General features: G+C 62.1%; 19 protein-coding genes. 14 read left to right on the top strand and 5 right to left on the bottom strand.

The annotated features are described in order from the left end of the window. Positions 1-5 precede the first annotated feature (5 nt). On the bottom strand, positions 6-938 hold the full coding sequence (locus AAGW05_RS10355) for a LysR family transcriptional regulator (RefSeq protein WP_411804438.1): 933 nt from the start codon (positions 936-938) through the stop codon (positions 6-8). 256 nt (positions 939-1,194) lie between these two features. On the opposite strand from AAGW05_RS10355, the gene AAGW05_RS10350 reads away from it, so the two are divergent. The 10 genes from AAGW05_RS10350 (at position 1,195) to AAGW05_RS10305 (ending at position 9,199) form a co-directional block, all read left to right on the top strand. Beyond that, complete coding sequence (locus AAGW05_RS10350; protein WP_411804437.1) at positions 1,195-1,785, top strand: TetR/AcrR family transcriptional regulator; 591 nt, start codon at positions 1,195-1,197, stop codon at positions 1,783-1,785. Positions 1,786-1,793: 8 nt separating this feature from the next. After that, positions 1,794-3,014 carry an MFS transporter gene (locus AAGW05_RS10345; protein WP_411804436.1) on the top strand — a complete coding sequence of 407 codons (1,221 nt, stop codon included), beginning with the start codon at positions 1,794-1,796 and terminating at the stop codon, positions 3,012-3,014. A 327-nt stretch (positions 3,015-3,341) separates the two neighbouring features. Beyond that, positions 3,342-3,596: a glutaredoxin-like protein NrdH gene (gene nrdH, locus AAGW05_RS10340; protein ID WP_411804435.1), complete on the top strand. Its 255-nt coding sequence runs from the start codon at positions 3,342-3,344 to the stop codon at positions 3,594-3,596. 128 nt (positions 3,597-3,724) lie between these two features. After that, entirely contained in the window at positions 3,725-4,201 is a 477-nt protein-coding gene (nrdI, locus tag AAGW05_RS10335; RefSeq protein WP_411804434.1) for a class Ib ribonucleoside-diphosphate reductase assembly flavoprotein NrdI, read from the top strand. Positions 4,202-4,215: 14 nt separating this feature from the next. After that, positions 4,216-6,336 carry a class 1b ribonucleoside-diphosphate reductase subunit alpha gene (nrdE, locus tag AAGW05_RS10330; protein ID WP_411804493.1) on the top strand — a complete coding sequence of 707 codons (2,121 nt, stop codon included), beginning with the start codon at positions 4,216-4,218 and terminating at the stop codon, positions 6,334-6,336. A gap of 109 nt (positions 6,337-6,445) precedes the next feature. After that, on the top strand, positions 6,446-7,423 hold the full coding sequence (gene nrdF, locus AAGW05_RS10325) for a class 1b ribonucleoside-diphosphate reductase subunit beta (RefSeq protein WP_411804433.1): 978 nt from the start codon (positions 6,446-6,448) through the stop codon (positions 7,421-7,423). 288 nt (positions 7,424-7,711) lie between these two features. Next, on the top strand, positions 7,712-7,924 hold the full coding sequence (locus tag AAGW05_RS10320) for a YiaA/YiaB family inner membrane protein (RefSeq protein WP_411804432.1): 213 nt from the start codon (positions 7,712-7,714) through the stop codon (positions 7,922-7,924). Positions 7,925-7,970: 46 nt separating this feature from the next. Continuing rightward, positions 7,971-8,522, top strand: a complete 552-nt coding sequence (locus AAGW05_RS10315) for an NUDIX domain-containing protein (RefSeq protein ID WP_411804431.1) — start codon at positions 7,971-7,973, stop codon at positions 8,520-8,522. Further along, a complete protein-coding gene (locus AAGW05_RS10310; protein ID WP_411804430.1) occupies positions 8,515-8,784 on the top strand; it encodes a hypothetical protein in 270 nt (89 codons plus the stop codon). The genes AAGW05_RS10315 and AAGW05_RS10310 overlap by 8 nt, the downstream gene beginning before the upstream one ends. 13 nt (positions 8,785-8,797) lie before the next feature. Then, on the top strand, positions 8,798-9,199 hold the full coding sequence (locus AAGW05_RS10305; protein ID WP_411804429.1) for a hypothetical protein: 402 nt from the start codon (positions 8,798-8,800) through the stop codon (positions 9,197-9,199). Between the two features lie 39 nt (positions 9,200-9,238). Here the strand turns inward: AAGW05_RS10305 and AAGW05_RS10300 are convergent, their stop codons facing one another. Both AAGW05_RS10300 and AAGW05_RS10295 read right to left on the bottom strand, forming a co-directional pair. Further along, positions 9,239-9,844, bottom strand: coding sequence for a class I SAM-dependent methyltransferase (locus AAGW05_RS10300; protein ID WP_411804428.1), 606 nt, complete (start codon positions 9,842-9,844; stop codon positions 9,239-9,241). Positions 9,845-9,878: 34 nt separating this feature from the next. Next, on the bottom strand, positions 9,879-11,513 hold the full coding sequence (locus AAGW05_RS10295) for an AMP-binding protein (RefSeq protein WP_411804427.1): 1,635 nt from the start codon (positions 11,511-11,513) through the stop codon (positions 9,879-9,881). Between the two features lie 66 nt (positions 11,514-11,579). Here AAGW05_RS10295 and AAGW05_RS10290 point away from each other — a divergent pair, with 66 nt between their 5' ends. The 4 genes from AAGW05_RS10290 (at position 11,580) to AAGW05_RS10275 (ending at position 14,031) form a co-directional block, all read left to right on the top strand. Further along, entirely contained in the window at positions 11,580-11,804 is a 225-nt protein-coding gene (locus AAGW05_RS10290) for a hypothetical protein (RefSeq protein ID WP_411804426.1), read from the top strand. A gap of 95 nt (positions 11,805-11,899) precedes the next feature. Continuing rightward, a complete protein-coding gene (locus tag AAGW05_RS10285) occupies positions 11,900-12,442 on the top strand; it encodes a DedA family protein (RefSeq protein ID WP_411804425.1) in 543 nt (180 codons plus the stop codon). 45 nt (positions 12,443-12,487) lie between these two features. Then, positions 12,488-13,309 carry a thioesterase family protein gene (locus AAGW05_RS10280; RefSeq protein ID WP_411804424.1) on the top strand — a complete coding sequence of 274 codons (822 nt, stop codon included), beginning with the start codon at positions 12,488-12,490 and terminating at the stop codon, positions 13,307-13,309. Then, positions 13,306-14,031: a biotin/lipoate A/B protein ligase family protein gene (locus AAGW05_RS10275; protein WP_411804423.1), complete on the top strand. Its 726-nt coding sequence runs from the start codon at positions 13,306-13,308 to the stop codon at positions 14,029-14,031. Before AAGW05_RS10280 ends, AAGW05_RS10275 begins: the two co-directional genes overlap by 4 nt. 88 nt (positions 14,032-14,119) lie before the next feature. Here the strand turns inward: AAGW05_RS10275 and AAGW05_RS10270 are convergent, their stop codons facing one another. Together AAGW05_RS10270 and AAGW05_RS10265 are read right to left on the bottom strand one after the other, a co-directional pair. After that, positions 14,120-14,740 carry an MBL fold metallo-hydrolase gene (locus AAGW05_RS10270; protein ID WP_411804422.1) on the bottom strand — a complete coding sequence of 207 codons (621 nt, stop codon included), beginning with the start codon at positions 14,738-14,740 and terminating at the stop codon, positions 14,120-14,122. Next, positions 14,737-15,825, bottom strand: a complete 1,089-nt coding sequence (locus AAGW05_RS10265; RefSeq protein WP_411804421.1) for an S-(hydroxymethyl)mycothiol dehydrogenase — start codon at positions 15,823-15,825, stop codon at positions 14,737-14,739. Before AAGW05_RS10265 ends, AAGW05_RS10270 begins: the two co-directional genes overlap by 4 nt. Positions 15,826-15,878 lie beyond the last annotated feature (53 nt).

The following is a 15,878-nucleotide window of genomic DNA, read 5'->3' as shown; positions in this document are numbered from 1 at the left end:
ACGGCCTATGGGGTCACATCGACGTGGTTGGTGCCCGTGACGTCCGCCAGGATCGCCGCCAGCTTGTCAACGAACACCTCGACACGCGCCGTGCGGTTGTCCGTGATGCGCAGGGCAAAGATGTTGCGCGCCAGCCTGATCTCCGGCACGTCAAGCACCACAACATTCCCAGGACGGTTCGCAAGTGCCAGCTCGGGCACCAGTGCGGCACCAAGACCAACACTTGCAAGGTGCAGGCTCGCGTTGAAGTCGTCGCTGTAGGCGGCAACGCGCGGATGCAGGTTGCAACTGGCGAACAGGCGCTCAATGACCGTGGCATCACTTGTTCCCGGGTGGTGCATGATCCACGGCATGTCAGATAACTGCGCCGCCTCAACCACCGAGCCGGGCCGGATGCCCCAGGCCTTGGGCAGGACCACCCTGAAGTTGTCGTCCCCTATCCACTGCCGGTTCAGGCTGTGCGGCCAGGCAAGGCCCGACTGCCCCACCTGGTATACAAAGGCAACGTCCAACTCGCCCCCGGAGCGCAAACCCCCAATGGTCTGCTGCGGCTCACCCACGGACACATGCAGGTTGATCCCCAGCTCAGGCCACTGCGGACTGCGCAACAGGCGCGGAAGCACATGGGTTGCCAGGGACGGGAAGATCCCAACCCGCAATTCATGGCTCGTCCCCTCCGCTGTGCGCGCGCTCGCAGCCAGCAGCGCGTCAATGTCGGTCAGGACCTTGGTCGCATGCCGGGACATGACAAGGGCTGCGTCAGTGGGGACGATGCTGCGGGCCGAGCGGTGGAACAGCTCCACCCCTGAGTCGCGCTCAAGTGCTGACATCTGCTGTGACACGGCCGACGACGTGTACCCCAGTTGGGCGGCGGCAGCGGCAAAGGACCCGCGCCTGACAACTTCAAGCAGGGTCCGCAGATGCACGGGGTTGATCACGGGGCTCTCTTTCCTCGGTGGTTGCTCACTGTCTGCAAGCATAGGCGCCGGCGCGTGTAACGTGCCGCCGCCGGTCCTGGCCCGCACAGATCGTTATGTACATTTGTACATAACGATCGACAGCCAAGGAGGGGATTCCCATGCAGCACCCCAGTTGTGCCAATGACAGGCGCACCATGCGCGAACGCATGGAGGCCGGCGAGCTGCCGGCCAACGTTGTCGCCGCCGGGAATCCGGCCCGCATCACCAAGAACCTGTGAAAGTACCTGACTGGTCCGCAGCCACTGACGGCCCGGCCGAAAAGCAGCGCCGCCGCCACGACCCCCACCGGCGCGCAAGGATCCTCGATGCGGCCCTGGATGTCATTGCCGAGCACGGCGTGGCGCGGACAACCCACCGCAAGATTGCCGAGGCCGCCGGCGTGCCGCTCGGCTCGGTGACCTACCACTTCGAATCCCTCGAGGGGCTCGTTGGCGAGGCGTTCACCAAACTTGGCAACCGCACCGCCGACGGGTTTGAGGCGGCCATGGCCGCGGTGGGCAACGAGGCGCAGGCGCGAACCGCCGTCGTCAGCCTCATCACGGGGGAGATGCTAAACGATCCCCGCACCACGGCGCTGTCCTACGAGCTGTACGCGCTGGCCTCCCGCAGCCCGCAGATGCGCCACGTCACCGACGCGTGGATGGCGCGCAGCCGGGCCGCGATCGGACGGTTTTTTGACCCCGACACGGCCTTGATGCTCGACGCGCTCATCGAGGGCCTGTCCGTGCACAGGGCACTGTCCCTTGCCCCCATGCCCAGAACCACGGTCGAAGCGGCCGTTGAACGAATTGTGAGAATTTCTTGAGCCTGACAATGAACCGGCCCGCCGTGGCACGGCCCGTGAAGAATGCCCGAGCGGCCCTCGCGGCGCTGTTTCTGACCAATGGGGCCCTCTTTGCGAACATCCTGCCGCGCTTCCCCGCCATTAAGGACAGCCTTGGGCTCACCAACGCCCAGTTTGGAGTGGCCGTTGCAGCGTTCCCGCTCGGTGCCCTGCTGGCAGGGCTGGCCGCCGCGGCCCTGATCCGCCGGTTTGGCTCGGCAAAGGTCGCCGTGGCCGGCACCGTGCTGACCGCACTGGGCCTGGTGTCCGCGAGTTTTGCGCTGTCGGGCCTGCTGTTCGCCGCCGGGCTGTGCGCGGCAGGGGCCATGGACGCCATCACCGACGTCGCGCAAAACTCTCACGGCCTGCGCGTGCAAAAATTCTACGGCCGGTTCATCCTGAATTCCTTCCACGCCGTCTGGAGCCTAGGCGCCGTGACCGGCGGGCTCATGGGTGCTGCGGCCGCCGGGCTGGGCATTCCCGTCCAGCTGCACCTGGCGGTGTCGGGGATCCTGTTCGCCACAGTTTCGCTGTGCTGCCTGCGGTTTCTGCTGTCCGGGCCCGAGCCGAGGAACGAGGAGGCTGGCGCCCCTTCGCTTGTTGCTCCTGAAGCCGCGCACGACGCCGGCCTGCCTCCGCGGGTGCTGGGCAAATACGCTGTGCTGCTGGCGCTAGTGCTGATTGCCGCCTCGGGGTCACTGGTGGAGGACGCAGGCAACACGTGGGCCGCCGTATATCTCTCGGGCCAGTTCGGCGCCGCGGCATCGGTTGCCGGACTGGGCTTCGTTGCCCTCGTGGGAGCCCAATTCATCGGACGTCTGGTGGGGGATTCGCTGGTTGACAGGTTCGGCCAGCGCCGGGTGGCCCAGGCCGGCGGCCTCGTCGTGGCGCTCGGCATGGGGCAGGCGCTGATGTTTCCGACCGTCGCGGGCACCATCGCGGGATTTGCGGCGGCAGGCTTTGGCATTGCCACGCTCGTTCCGGCGGCCATGCATGCCGCCGACAATCTGCCCGGGCTGCGTGCAGGCACCGGGTTGACACTTGTTGGCTGGTTGATGCGCGTCAGCTTCCTCGTGTCCCCGCCGATCGTGGGGGCCGTTGCCGACGCCTCCTCCCTGAGGACAGGGCTCCTTGTGGTGCCCCTTGCCGGTGTCCTGGTTCTTGTGTTCGCCCGTGTCCTGGCCACGAGGGCCGACACGCCGCAAAACTAGACACGCCGCACATTAAATTGTGCCTAAGTACTCCACAGCCTGTGGACATCTGAGGTTAAACCTTGAGTTCTGGCGCTTTTAAATCTCCCAGCCTGTGGATGAGCGGTGCATAAAATAACAAAGGTGTAATACATCATGTTGGGGTCATTTACTGGACGGTGCACTAGATGTAGTATTGAATCATCAAATAAAGCAGTTCGGGTCAGCGCCTGAAACGCTGGCGAGGCTGTAGCCAAGAGCTTGCAGACCCCACCGACAGTGAGCGGGCCCCTGAGGTACGTGAACGCTAATTTAGAGAACAGTTTTTTCGACAAGGGGAACCCGATCATGACCGTTACGGTTTACACCAAGCCCGCGTGCGTCCAGTGCAACGCCACCTACCGCGCGTTGGATAAAAAGGGCATCACATACAAAAGCGTGGACATTTCCACCGATCCCGATGCCCTTGAGCACGTGCTCAGCCTGGGCTACCAGCAGGCACCTGTTGTGATCACCGACGCCGACCACTGGTCAGGGTTCCGCCCGGATAAAATTGCCGAACTCGCTGCAGCGGTCCAGAACAGCGCCTCGAGCGTAGCGTAGCGTCCTGCGGGCCGAATGGCCCGCGCGGAAACTCCACAATTTCACGTGCGCAGGGCGCACATGAGTGGGGCTGAGAAGTAAACCGCTCGGCCTCACAACAGCAAGCAAGCAGTTGGAAAGCGAAAGTCATGTCAGTCGTAGCAGCAGAACCCGCTGTTGGTCGGATAACCTCTCGAAAAACCGGCAGCCGGTTGATTTATTTCTCCTCGACATCCGAGAACACCCACCGCTTCATTCAGAAGCTGGGGATGGATGCAGCCAGGCTGCCGATTTACACCCGCGAAGAAACACTGTTGGCCCAAGAACCATTTGTCCTGGTCATTCCCACCTATGGTGGGGACTCCGGGCATGGGGCAGTTCCAAAGCAGGTCATCAAGTTCCTGAACGTTCCGGGGAACAGGGACCTGATCCGGGGCGTCATAGGCGCCGGAAACACAAATTTTGGCGAACACTTCTGCTCGGCCGGCGACATCATCGCCGCCAAGTGCAAGGTTCCGCATTTATACCGTTTTGAACTTATGGGAACGTCAGACGACGTGGCCCGCGTCGGCGAAGGATTGGAAGAATTTTGGACACGATTGTCTCAGAACAGGACGCAACAGTGAAGGCGTCCAAGGAGATGCCCGCAGCCTGGGAAGGTCTGGGCTACCACGAGCTCAACGCCATGCTCAACCTGTACAACAAAGATGGCGAAATCCAGTTCGACGCCGACAAGGCGGCTGCCCGCCAGTACTTCCTGCAACACGTGAACAACAACACCGTGTTCTTCCATGACCTGGAAGAGAAGCTGGAATACCTGGTCAAGAACGAGTACTACGAGCGCGAAACACTCGACCAGTACTCGATGAACTTCACCCGTGAGCTCTTCCAGCGCGCATACAAGAAGAAGTTCCGCTTCGAAACCTTCCTGGGCGCCTTCAAGTTCTACACGTCCTACACGCTGAAGACGTTCGACGGAAACCGCTTCCTTGAGCGCTACGAAGACCGCGTCTGCATGGTTGCCCTGCACCTGGCCCGCGGCAACGAAGAGCTGGCCAAGCGCATCGTCGATGAAATCATCGAAGGCCGCTTCCAGCCGGCGACCCCCACCTTCCTGAATGCTGGAAAGGCACAGCGCGGAGAGCTCGTCTCCTGCTTCCTGCTGCGTATCGAGGACAACATGGAGTCGATCGGACGCTCCATCAACTCCGCCCTGCAGCTCTCCAAGCGCGGCGGCGGCGTGGCCTTCGCACTGACAAACATCCGTGAAGTCGGCGCCCCGATCAAACAGATCGAGAACCAGTCCTCCGGCGTCATCCCCGTGATGAAGCTCCTCGAAGACAGCTTCTCCTACGCCAACCAGCTCGGCGCACGCCAGGGCGCAGGTGCCGTGTACCTGCACGCCCACCACCCCGACATCAACCGCTTCCTGGACACCAAGCGCGAAAACGCCGATGAAAAGGTCCGCATCAAGACCCTGTCCCTGGGCGTTGTCATCCCCGACATCACCTTTGAACTGGCCAAGCGCGACGAGGACATGTACCTGTTCTCCCCGTACGACGTCGAAAAGGTCTACGGCATGCCGTTCTCGGACATCTCGGTCACCGAGAAGTACTACGAGATGGTTGACGACGCCAGGATCAAGAAGACCAAGATCAAGGCCCGCGAGTTCTTCCAGACCCTCGCCGAGATCCAGTTCGAATCCGGCTACCCGTACATCATGTTTGAAGACACGGTGAACCGTGAGAACCCCATCGAGGGCAAGATCATCATGAGCAACCTGTGCTCAGAGATCCTTCAGGTTTCCGCACCCACCACGTACAACGACGACCTCTCCTACGCCGAGACCGGCAAGGACATCTCCTGCAACCTGGGTTCATTGAACATTGCCAAGGCCATGGATTCCCCCGATTTCGGTGCCACGGTTGAGACGGCAATCCGTACGTTGACTGCTGTCTCGGACATGTCAAACATCACCAGCGTGCCGTCCATCGCCAAGGGCAACCGCCAGTCGCGCGCCATCGGCCTGGGCCAGATGAACCTGCACGGCTACCTTGCCCGTGAGCGCGTCCACTACGGATCCGCTGAGGGCCTTGACTTCACGAACATCTACTTCTACACGGTTGTGTATCACTGCATCCGTGCGTCGAACATGTTGGCGATTGAAAACGACTCAACGTTCATCAACTTCGAGAACTCCAAGTACGCCTCGGGTGAATTCTTCGACAAGTACACGGACCAGGAATGGCTGCCGAAGACCGCCCGCGTTGCCGAGCTGTTTGAGGGCATGCACATCCCCACCCAGGAAGACTGGCGTGCGCTGAAGGCTTCAGTCATGGAGCACGGCATCTACAACCAGAACCTGCAGGCCGTCCCGCCGACAGGCTCAATCAGCTACATCAACAACTCCACGTCCTCGATCCACCCGATCGCCTCCATGATCGAGATTCGCAAGGAAGGCAAGCTGGGCCGCGTTTACTACCCCGCCCCCTACCTGACGAACGACAACGTCGAGTTCTACAAGGACGCGTACGAGATCGGCTTCGAGAAGATCATCGACACCTACGCTGCTGCCACCCAGCACGTGGACCAGGGCCTGTCCCTGACGCTGTTTTTCAAGGACACCGCCACCACCCGTGACATCAACAAGGCCCAGATCTACGCATGGCGCAAGGGCATCAAGACCATCTACTACATCCGTCTTCGCCAGCTCGCGCTGGAAGGGACGGAAGTTGAAGGTTGCGTCTCATGCCAGCTGTAGCACCTAGATAACTGAAGCGCACGACGGCGGGGGAGACCCGCCGTCGTGCCTTTGCCTTAAGATTGACTTGGCCTGCGTGGCCACCAGAATTTAGTGAAGAGGAAAAGCAATGACACCGGAGAAGCTGAAGTTGGCGAGCCACGTGACGGCCATCAACTGGAACCGCATCGAGGACGATAAGGACGTTGAGGTCTGGAACCGCCTTGTGAACAACTTCTGGCTGCCGGAAAAGGTGCCGCTGTCCAACGACATCCAGTCCTGGGCAACGCTGACACCGGAAGAGCAGCTGCTGACAATGCGCGTGTTCACCGGCCTGACGCTGCTTGACACCCTCCAGGGCACGGTTGGCGCCGTCTCGCTGATCCCTGACGCCATCACCCCGCACGAGGAAGCCGTCTACACGAACATTGCGTTCATGGAATCGGTGCACGCCAAGAGCTACTCCTCGATCTTCTCCACCCTGTGCTCCACGAAGGAAATCGACGAGGCGTTCCGCTGGTCGGTGGAGAACCCGAACCTGCAGAAGAAGGCTCAGATCATTGAGTCCTACTACTACGGCGACGATCCGCTCAAGCGCAAGATTGCCTCCACCTTGCTGGAATCCTTCCTGTTCTACTCGGGCTTCTACCTGCCCATGTACTGGTCTTCCCGGGCCAAGCTGACGAACACGGCAGATTTGATCCGCCTGATCATCCGCGACGAGGCCGTGCACGGCTACTACATCGGCTACAAGTACCAGAAGGGACTTGAGGGTCTCTCCGAAGAGCGCAAGGAAGAGCTGAAGGCCTGGACCTTCGAGCTCATGTTTGAGCTGTACGAGAACGAGGTCCAGTACACGCACGACCTCTATGACTCCGTCGGCCTGGCCGAGGACGTCAAGAAGTTCCTGCACTACAACGCCAACAAGGCGCTGATGAACTTGGGCTACGAGGCCATGTTCCCGTCCGCGGTGACCGACGTGAACCCGGCCATCCTGTCCGCCCTGTCGCCGAACGCGGATGAGAACCACGACTTCTTCTCCGGCTCGGGATCCTCCTACGTCATCGGCAAGGCAGTGAACACCGAAGACGACGACTGGGACTTCTAACCCCTATCTTCTCAATGCGCGCAAGCAGATCCGCGAGGGTCGGCTTGCGCGCATTTTTTTATGAGAACAACCGTCGTAGGGGGCAGTCGTTGGAAAGAGACTGCAACGAGTTTGGCTATATGATGGACAAACTCGTGCGGAGAGCCGGTGTGTCGCCTATGCTGGTGCTTTCAGGACCAGATCATGTCATCACAAGGATAGGGGAACGCGCCAGGAGTGAAGCAAATCAGCTGGGAAAACCAACAGGGGCATTCATAGGGGCGTCCTGGATTGCCCTGGGGGCTGGGCATGGCTGTCTACTTTATTGGCCTGTGGAACGCTGAGCTGCTGCTGTCGGAGAAGGGCTTCTACGGCATCGGCTTCGCCATGAGTTTGTTCGCTGTCGTGGCGGTGCAGAAGAACATCAGGGATCTTGCCGCGCACCGGGCCATCTACCCCGATCAGCGCGAGCCGGCCAAGCCGGATTATCTTGAGAGGCCAGGGCTATATACGGCCCAATAGGCCGCGTCGCGGAAGCTTCGCCCGCACACTTGATACCGTGGAAGTCATGGATGAGGAAAAGGCCGACGGCGACAAGAGCACGGCGACGGCACGCTTCATTCGTGACGCCGGCGCCGCTGTTCGTCCAGGGCGTTTAGGTAGCAACCGTGATCCCGGTGATGCCTGGGTTTCGGGGGAGCAGGGCAAGTTCTGGGGCAGCTTTGGCTCCGCCGGCCTTCTGGTGTTCGACGCCGCACGTGGAGTCCTGCTCCAACACCGGGCACTCTGGTCCCACCATGGAGGCACATGGGGGCTGCCAGGCGGCGCCCTCCACCAGGACGAAGCTGCAGTAGATGGAGCACTGCGTGAGGCGTGGGAAGAGGCCGGGGTGCCGCGTGAGAACGTGCAGCTGATGTTCACCTCCGTCTATGACGTGGGCTATTGGAGGTACACCACAGTGGCCGTTGCCGCGGTGGTGCCTTTTGAAGCCGTCATCAGCGACCCGGAAAGCCTGGCCCTGGAATGGGTTGCCCTTGATGAGGTCGCAGCCCGCCCGTTACATCCAGGTTTTGGCGCGGCCTGGCTGGCGCTGCGGGAGCGGTTGCTCAACCATGCCTGAGCCGGAAACAGCCCAACCCTCCATCGTGGGCAGGCTCCTTGAAGAGATTTCCTGGGAGCGCGCCGCTAGCTACCGTGAAGGCGGAAGAGGCCGTGAGAACGTGCTCAGTGCTGAGGTTCTGTTAGCGCTGAACTTCTTGCCTCGAGAACATTTCCTCGGCGCCGTCATACGAGCAGCCCACGGGGCAGAAGCAGCCCGGGCCTTGTTGTTGGCAGAAATTGAGGACGCCACCATGGTTCCGGCCCGGTGCGCTGCTCACTAGCCCCGGGGTGTTCGTGTTGGTCGAAGCCAAACGCATCCGATTCAGCGCATTCCAAATTCATCAGTTGGCGCGAGAGTATGTTGCTGTCATGGCCCATGCTGGCGATCGACTACCGGTCATTTTTTTGTTGGGAGTCAAACCACCATTTTCGGTGCGCGGCAAGGGGAAGATGAGTGTTGAAGGAGCAGTCGCCAGTGAACTTGAGTCAGTTTTGGCTGAAACCAACAATGATCAGCTGGTTCTCCAGGAGCTGCTCGGAAGAATTGACGACGTGTTTTGTTGGATTTCCTGGGCAGAGATTGATGCCCTCATTCACCAACAAACGGCCAGTTTCACTTCACCTGATGCCTCTGTGTGCACGTCCATTGAGCGGCTGGCAGCGTCAATTAGTGCTGCCATCGTGTGGCATTCCTAACCAAGGAGCTTTTTGGGCCCCCACACGGGCCCATACTTCTTAGTTGGAAGTCGCCGGGCGCTCCAGCAGTGCCACGAGAAAATCAGCGTCCGGCGTCAGGGGATGCAGCTGCCATGTGGTGAAGCGGCCCGTCGAGGTGAGCCCTGCATTCTGCGCATCACGGAAGAAATCGTCAAAGTCGTAGCCGCGGCCTGCTCCGAAGCCCACAAGCGCACGGCCGCCCGGGGCCAGATAGTCACGGAAACGGGTCAGCACCGCCTGTGCGGTGCCCGGGGCAAGGAACGGCATAACGTTGCCGGCGCACACGATCAGATCGAACGTCTCCCCGGGCAGGGACAAATCGCTGAGGTCTCCGAGCCGCCAGTCAACGTCGGGGTAGTCCAGCCGGGCGGCCTCGATGAGTTCGGCATCCAGGTCCACTCCCACCACATGGTGCCCGCGCCGGGCCAATTCCCCACCCACACGGCCGGTGCCGCAGCCTGCGTCCAAAATCCGGGAGGCCCGGCCCGCCAGTGCGTCGATCAGCCTGGCCTCGCCATCCAAGTCAACCCCGTCGGCACGCATACCCGCGAAGCGGGCAATGAACCACGCCGAATGGCCGGGATTTTCCCGCTTCTTTGCTTCCCATAAATTCTCGCTGTCCATGGACCAAGGCTACCGCCTGCGGCATGCATTGGCCTCAGGCGCCGATCCCCAGAATCTCCACGGTCTTGGAGCGCATGTCCATCTTGCGCACCTTACCCGTGACGGTCATGGGGAACTCGTTGACCACCAGGACGTAGCGCGGCACCTTATGGCGTGAGAGGTGGCCCTCGCAGTAGGCGGCCACGGCGGCAACATCCAAGGGTTCGGTGCCGGCTTTCATTATGATCCAGGCGCACAACTCCTCGCCGTACCGATCATCGGGGACCCCAATGACCTGCACATCGGCAATGTCGGGGTGCTGGTAGAGGAACTCCTCGATCTCGCGCGGGTACAGGTTTTCCCCGCCCCGGATCACCATGTCCTTGATCCGGCCCACAATGTTCACGTACCCGTCCTCGAACATCACCGCCAGATCCCCTGTGTGCATCCACTTCTCGGCATCAATGGTGGCCGTTGTCCTCTCTGGATCATTCCAATAGCCGAGCATGACCGAGTAGCCCCGCGTGCAAAACTCGCCAGTGGTTCCGCGCGCCACGGTCTCCCCGGTTTCGGGGTCCACGATCTTCACCTCAAGGTGGGGGTGCACCCGGCCCACGGTTTCGGTCCTGTGGGCCACGTCGTCGTCCATCAGGGTCTGCATCGACACGGGCGAGGTCTCCGTCATGCCGTACGCGATCGACACGCCGGCCATGTGCATCTCCGTCATGGTGCGCTTCATGACCTCAATGGGACAAGGCGAACCGGCCATGATTCCCGTACGCAGGGACGAGAGGTCGAAGGAGGAAAAATCGGGCAGGTTCAGCTCGGCGATGAACATGGTGGGAACCCCGTACAGCGCCGTGCAGCGTTCTTCCTGTACGGCGCGCAGGGTAGCCGACGGATCGAAGGACGCCGCCGGGATGATGATCGCTGCGCCGTGCGTCGTGGCGCCCAGATTGCCCATGACCATGCCGAAGCAGTGGTAGAAAGGCACGGGCACGCACAGCCTGTCCTGCTCGGTGAAGTCAATGGTTTCCGTCACGAAGAAGCCATTGTTGAGGATGTTGCTGTGGCTCAGCGTTGCGCCCTTGGGATACCCGGTGGTGCCGGAGGTGTACTGGATGTTGATGGCCTCCCCGGCATCCAGCGAGGCCATGGCACGTTCGACGGCGTCTGCCGGCAATCCTTCCCCGCCCGCCACGAGCGCGTCCCAGGAAGGCGTGCCAATGTAGACGGCCGCCACCAGGTCGGGGCACTCGGGGCGGACCTGGTTGACCATGTCCTGGTAGTCGGAGCCCTTGAAGTCGGGCAGCGCCACGATCATTGACATGCCTGACTGCTGAATGGCGTATTTGAGCTCGTGGACCCGGTAGGACGGGTTGACGTTGACCAGGATCGCGCCGATCTTGGCCGTGGCAAATTGCAGGATCACCCATTCGGGCACATTCGGCGCCCAGATGCCCACCCTCTCGCCCTTGACCACCTTGGCGGCGAGCAGGCCGCGGGCCAGGGCATCGACGTCGTTGTTCAACTGTGCATAGCTCCAGCGCCTGCCCGAGGGCTTGTCGATCAGGGCGTCGCGGTCGGCGAAGCGCACTGCCGTGTCCTGGAAGTTGGAGCCAATGGTGTCAGCCAGAAGCGGTGTGGTGGTGGTGCCTGACGCGTAGGAAGCATGAACATCGGTGGTCATGTGATGATGCTAATACGTCCTTGGGTTAATGCCTACTAACTCAGCGCCCGCGGCGCACCAACGGGCGTGTCGACCCTGGAGTTGTTCCATGAGCTGGGAGAAGCCCCGGCCTTGGACGGCGCCCAACAGGTTTTCAACCGGGACGCGCATGTCGGTAAAGTTCAGTTCCTTGGTGTCCTGGGCCAGTTGGGGAACCTGTTCCTGCAACCGATGATCGACACCATGTGGAACCTGCTGGAAATCCGGGCGGCCGCCCCTGCAAAAGCGAGCAGTCTCACCTTGTGGCATTAGGGCAAGCTGCGCTGCCTTCGGTACGATAAGGTAAGACTAATAGCTCAGTCTTCTGTAGCTATATTATTTTCTTCCCCAGGGGGTAGCAAGCGCTCATGATGGACAGCATCGTCTCCCTCCCCTTTGTCTGGGCCTTCCTGATCCTCTTCGTCATCGTCATGCTGCGCTCCAACGCAACCTACTGGGCCGGCCGGGGCCTCGCCGCCGGCGGACGCATGACCAAGGTGCAAAAGCACCTTGACTCGCCGGCCGTGCAGCGCGCCGAAAAAATCGTTGCCCGTTGGGGCGCCCCTGCCGTGAGCGTGAGTTTCCTGACCATTGGTCTGCAGACGGCCATCAACATGTCCGCTGGACTGGGTCGCATGCCACTGCGCCGCTACATCCCGGCCACAGTGGTTGGCTCCATCGCCTGGGCCACCATTTACGCCACCATCGGGATCGGCGCGTTTGAAGCCGCCATTGCAGCTGCGGCAGGCTCCCCGCTGGCGTTGGTTGCCCTTGTTTTGCTGGCAGGCGCCGCAGTTCTGGGAATCCACCTGTTCCGCGTATCACGCACCCGCAGGCTTGACCGCAGCGCCATGGAAGACTGCCCCGTGATGAGCCCCGAAGTAGTCCTACCCGCCTCCGTCAAGGCCTAGTCGACACACATCTGCTGGTCGTTACCGTCGGGTAGAGTACGTCTCATGGAAGACACGACGACACTCACGGCTGTTGAAACCTCGACTTATTACCGCCATCTTGGCGCGAATCGATACGAGTCGACCATTCACGCTCAAGGCGCATGGAACCCCACCGAGCAGCACATGGCACCCGTTGCCAGCATCATGGTACATGCCCTGGAGCAGTTCCAGCCGCGCGCCGACATGCGCATTTCACGCATCAATTTCGACATCCTGGGCCTGATACCCGGCGGCGAATTCACCATCGAAACAACGCTTCTGCGCCCCGGGCGGACCATCGAACTGATCCAGGCCGAGATGCTGGCCGAGGGGCGGGTCGCGGTGCGCGCCACCGCCTGGCGTCTCCAGGGAAATGACACATCGGCCGTTGCCGCCTGCGAGGATGAGCCCCTGGGCCGCCTCGAGGACGCTGTCCCGTGGGATGGCATGCGCAGCTGGCCGGGCGGCTTTATCGAGACGCTCGAGGGCCGTGCGCTGCCCGAGCACCGACCGGGCCGCGGCCGCGCCTGGCTGCACACACCGTTTGCCGTGCTCGACGGCGCAGAGCCCGCCTCGCCGTTGGTGCGGCTGCTGGGTCTTGCCGACTGTGCCAACGGCGTATCGGCCAGGGTTTCCCCCCTGCCCGGCGGCTACATGTTCCCCAATGTTGACCTGTCGATCCACCTTTACCGCAATCCTGTGGGTGAGTGGCTCGGACTTGACACCCGCGTCACGATTGCCGACGACGGCGTGGGGCTGACCTCCTCGGTGCTCCACGACGTCAACGGCCCGTTCGGGCGCAGCGAGCAAATCCTGACGGTCCGTCCCATCCCCGCCGCCCAGTGAGTCTTTCACTCGCCCCGCAACTTGAGGTCCGCAGGCAACGTGTCAACAGCGGCGCCGAGGCTGACCTCAACCACGCCCTTGACCTGCTTCAGCAGGTGAAGGAAGGCAGCCAGGGCGCCCTGCTGCGGCTCTACCGGCCGGAGCCCACCGTGGCCTTCGGCCAGCGTGATGCCAGGCTGCCCGGCTTTGCCGCTGCGCAGGATGCTGCCAGGCGCAACGGCTTTGTGCCTGCCGTGCGGCGTGCCGGTGGCCGGGCAGCCGCCTACCATCAGGGCACCTTGATCGTTGACCACATCCAGCCGGAGAGCGACGCCATCGCAGGGGCAAAGGCACGTTTTGGCCTCTTTGGCGACATGTTTGCACAGGCGCTGCGATCCCTGGGCCTGGACGCGGGTGTTGGTGAGATTCCCGGTGAATACTGCCCCGGTGAATTCAGTGTTTACGGCCGCAGCGGCACCTTCAGCACGAAGCTCATTGGAACGGCGCAGCGCGTAGTGTCAGGGGCGTGGCTGTTCAGCTCGGTCATCGTGGTGGAGAACTCGGCGCCCATCCGCAGGGTGCTCGTTGACAGCTACGCGGAGCTTGGCCTCGCGTGGGATCCGGCCACCGCAGGCGCCGCTGAGGACCTGGTTCCCGGGATCACCGTCGATGACGTGGAAGCAGCAGTCCTGGCGGCGTACTCAGGGCACACGGAACTGCTGCAGCCCGAACCCTTGCCTTAGCCCTTCCTCTCATTTGAAATCGCAGCTGATGCGATAAACCAGGTGGATTTATCGCATCAGCTGCTGTTTCGAACCGGGAAGGGGCCGGTTACTGCCCGGCGGCCAGGATTCCGGGTTCCTCGGCGCCAATTGTGGTCGAGTCGCCGTGGCCGGTGTTCACAACGGTCGACGCCGGCAGGACCAGCAGGCGCCCGGTGATTGACTTCACGATGGTGGGGAAGTCGCTGTAGGAGCGGCCAGTTGCCCCGGGGCCGCCGTTGAAGAGGGTGTCGCCGGAGAATACGGTGCCCAGGGATTCAGCGTAGAAGCACATCGATCCGGGGGAGTGTCCGGGGGTGTGCAGCGCGGCCAGAACGGTGCCTGCAATCTCGAACGTGTCGCCGTCGGCGATGGCCCCGTCGGGTGCGGTGCCCGGGTACACGTCCTCCCACAGCATCTGATCGGCAGCGTTCATCAGCACCGGCGCACCCACCAGGGCCGCGAAGTCGCGGGCGTGGCGGATGTGGTCGTCGTGCCCGTGCGTGAGCAGCACGGCCTTGACCGTGCGCCCGGCCACGGCGGCGGCGATGGCACCGGGGTCGTGCGCGGGATCGATCACGTAGACCGACTCGTCATCGCCGACGATCCACACATTGTTGTCCACGTCCCAGGTGCCCCCATCAAGGGAGAACGTGCCGGAAGTAATCAGGCGTTCAATGCGGGCGCTCATGAGAACTCCACCACAGATCGCAGCACAGAGCCCTCGCGCATCTTGGCGAACGCGGCTTCGATGTCGTTGACGGTGATGCGTTCGCTGACGAAGGCGTCAAGGTTGAGCTTGCCCTGCTTGTACAGTTCAACGAGCATGGGGAAGTCGCGGGAGGGCAGGCAGTCCCCGTACCAGGAGGACTTCAGCGATCCGCCGCGGCCAAAGACGTCGAGCAGCGGCAGCTCAAGGGTCATCTCGGGGGTGGGTACGCCCACCAGGACAACGGTGCCGGCCAGGTCGCGGGCGTAGAAGGCCTGCTTGTAGGTTTCGGGACGTCCGACGGCGTCAATCACCACATCTGCGCCGAAGCCGCCGGTGAGGTTTTGAATGGCGGTGACGGCGTCTTCAAGCGAGGAATCCACCGTGTGGGTGGCGCCGAGTGTCAGGGCCGCGGCCAGCTTCTTCGGGTCGCGGTCAACGGCGATCACGGTGGTTGCCCCGGCCAGGGCGGCTCCGGCAATGGCCGCAGAGCCCACGCCGCCGCAGCCGATAACAGCCACGGTGTCGCCGCGCTTGACGCCGCCTGTGTTGATGGCAGCGCCAATGCCTGCCATGACTCCGCAGCCCAGCAGGCCAACGGCGCCCGGATCAACGTCTGGGTCGATCTTGGTGCACTGGCCTGCCGCAACAAGGGTCTTTTCAATGAACGCGCCGATGCCCAGTGCGGGGGAGAGGACTGTGCCGTCCTCGAGGGTCATCTTCTGCGTGGCGTTGGCGGTGTTGAAGCAGTATTGGGCCTGGCCCTTAGCGCACGCCCTGCATGTGCCGCAGACGGCGCGCCAGTTCAGGATGACCCTGTCTCCCGGCACCACGTTGGTGACACCGGCACCGACGGCGCTGACAATGCCTGTGGCTTCGTGGCCCAGCAGGAACGGGAAGTCGTCGCTGATGCCGCCCAGCTTGTAGTGCAGGTCCGTGTGGCAGACGCCGCTGGTCAGGATGTCGACCAGGGCCTCGCCGGGACCGGGATCCGGCACCAGGATGGTTTCCAGCGTGACAGGTGCATTCTTGCTCAGAACGACTGCGCCCTTGACCTTGTGAACCATGAAAAACTCCTTAAGCGGCTGTGTACCCTAATCGGGAATGTCCATTGGGGTTC

This window comes from Arthrobacter sp. LAPM80, assembly GCF_046736435.1.
GTDB lineage: Bacteria > Actinomycetota > Actinomycetes > Actinomycetales > Micrococcaceae > Specibacter.
The sequence above is the reverse complement of the archived record's forward strand: the minus strand, read 5'-3'. Positions and strand labels throughout refer to the sequence as shown.

Excerpts from the sequence above, each read along its gene's own strand:
- AAGW05_RS10345 (WP_411804436.1), top strand. The coding sequence starts at position 1,794 with ATGAACCGGCCCGCCGTGGCACGGCCCGTGAAGAATGCCCGAGCGGCC.
- nrdH (WP_411804435.1), top strand. The coding sequence starts at position 3,342 with ATGACCGTTACGGTTTACACCAAGCCCGCGTGCGTCCAGTGCAACGCC.
- nrdI (WP_411804434.1), top strand. The coding sequence starts at position 3,725 with ATGTCAGTCGTAGCAGCAGAACCCGCTGTTGGTCGGATAACCTCTCGA.
- nrdE (WP_411804493.1), top strand. The coding sequence starts at position 4,216 with ATGCCCGCAGCCTGGGAAGGTCTGGGCTACCACGAGCTCAACGCCATG.
- nrdF (WP_411804433.1), top strand. The coding sequence starts at position 6,446 with ATGACACCGGAGAAGCTGAAGTTGGCGAGCCACGTGACGGCCATCAAC.
- AAGW05_RS10320 (WP_411804432.1), top strand. The coding sequence starts at position 7,712 with ATGGCTGTCTACTTTATTGGCCTGTGGAACGCTGAGCTGCTGCTGTCG.
- AAGW05_RS10315 (WP_411804431.1), top strand. The coding sequence starts at position 7,971 with ATGGATGAGGAAAAGGCCGACGGCGACAAGAGCACGGCGACGGCACGC.
- AAGW05_RS10310 (WP_411804430.1), top strand. The coding sequence starts at position 8,515 with ATGCCTGAGCCGGAAACAGCCCAACCCTCCATCGTGGGCAGGCTCCTT.
- AAGW05_RS10300 (WP_411804428.1), bottom strand. The coding sequence starts at position 9,844 with ATGGACAGCGAGAATTTATGGGAAGCAAAGAAGCGGGAAAATCCCGGC.
- AAGW05_RS10295 (WP_411804427.1), bottom strand. The coding sequence starts at position 11,513 with ATGACCACCGATGTTCATGCTTCCTACGCGTCAGGCACCACCACCACA.
- AAGW05_RS10285 (WP_411804425.1), top strand. The coding sequence starts at position 11,900 with ATGATGGACAGCATCGTCTCCCTCCCCTTTGTCTGGGCCTTCCTGATC.
- AAGW05_RS10280 (WP_411804424.1), top strand. The coding sequence starts at position 12,488 with ATGGAAGACACGACGACACTCACGGCTGTTGAAACCTCGACTTATTAC.
- AAGW05_RS10270 (WP_411804422.1), bottom strand. The coding sequence starts at position 14,740 with ATGAGCGCCCGCATTGAACGCCTGATTACTTCCGGCACGTTCTCCCTT.
- AAGW05_RS10265 (WP_411804421.1), bottom strand. The coding sequence starts at position 15,825 with ATGGTTCACAAGGTCAAGGGCGCAGTCGTTCTGAGCAAGAATGCACCT.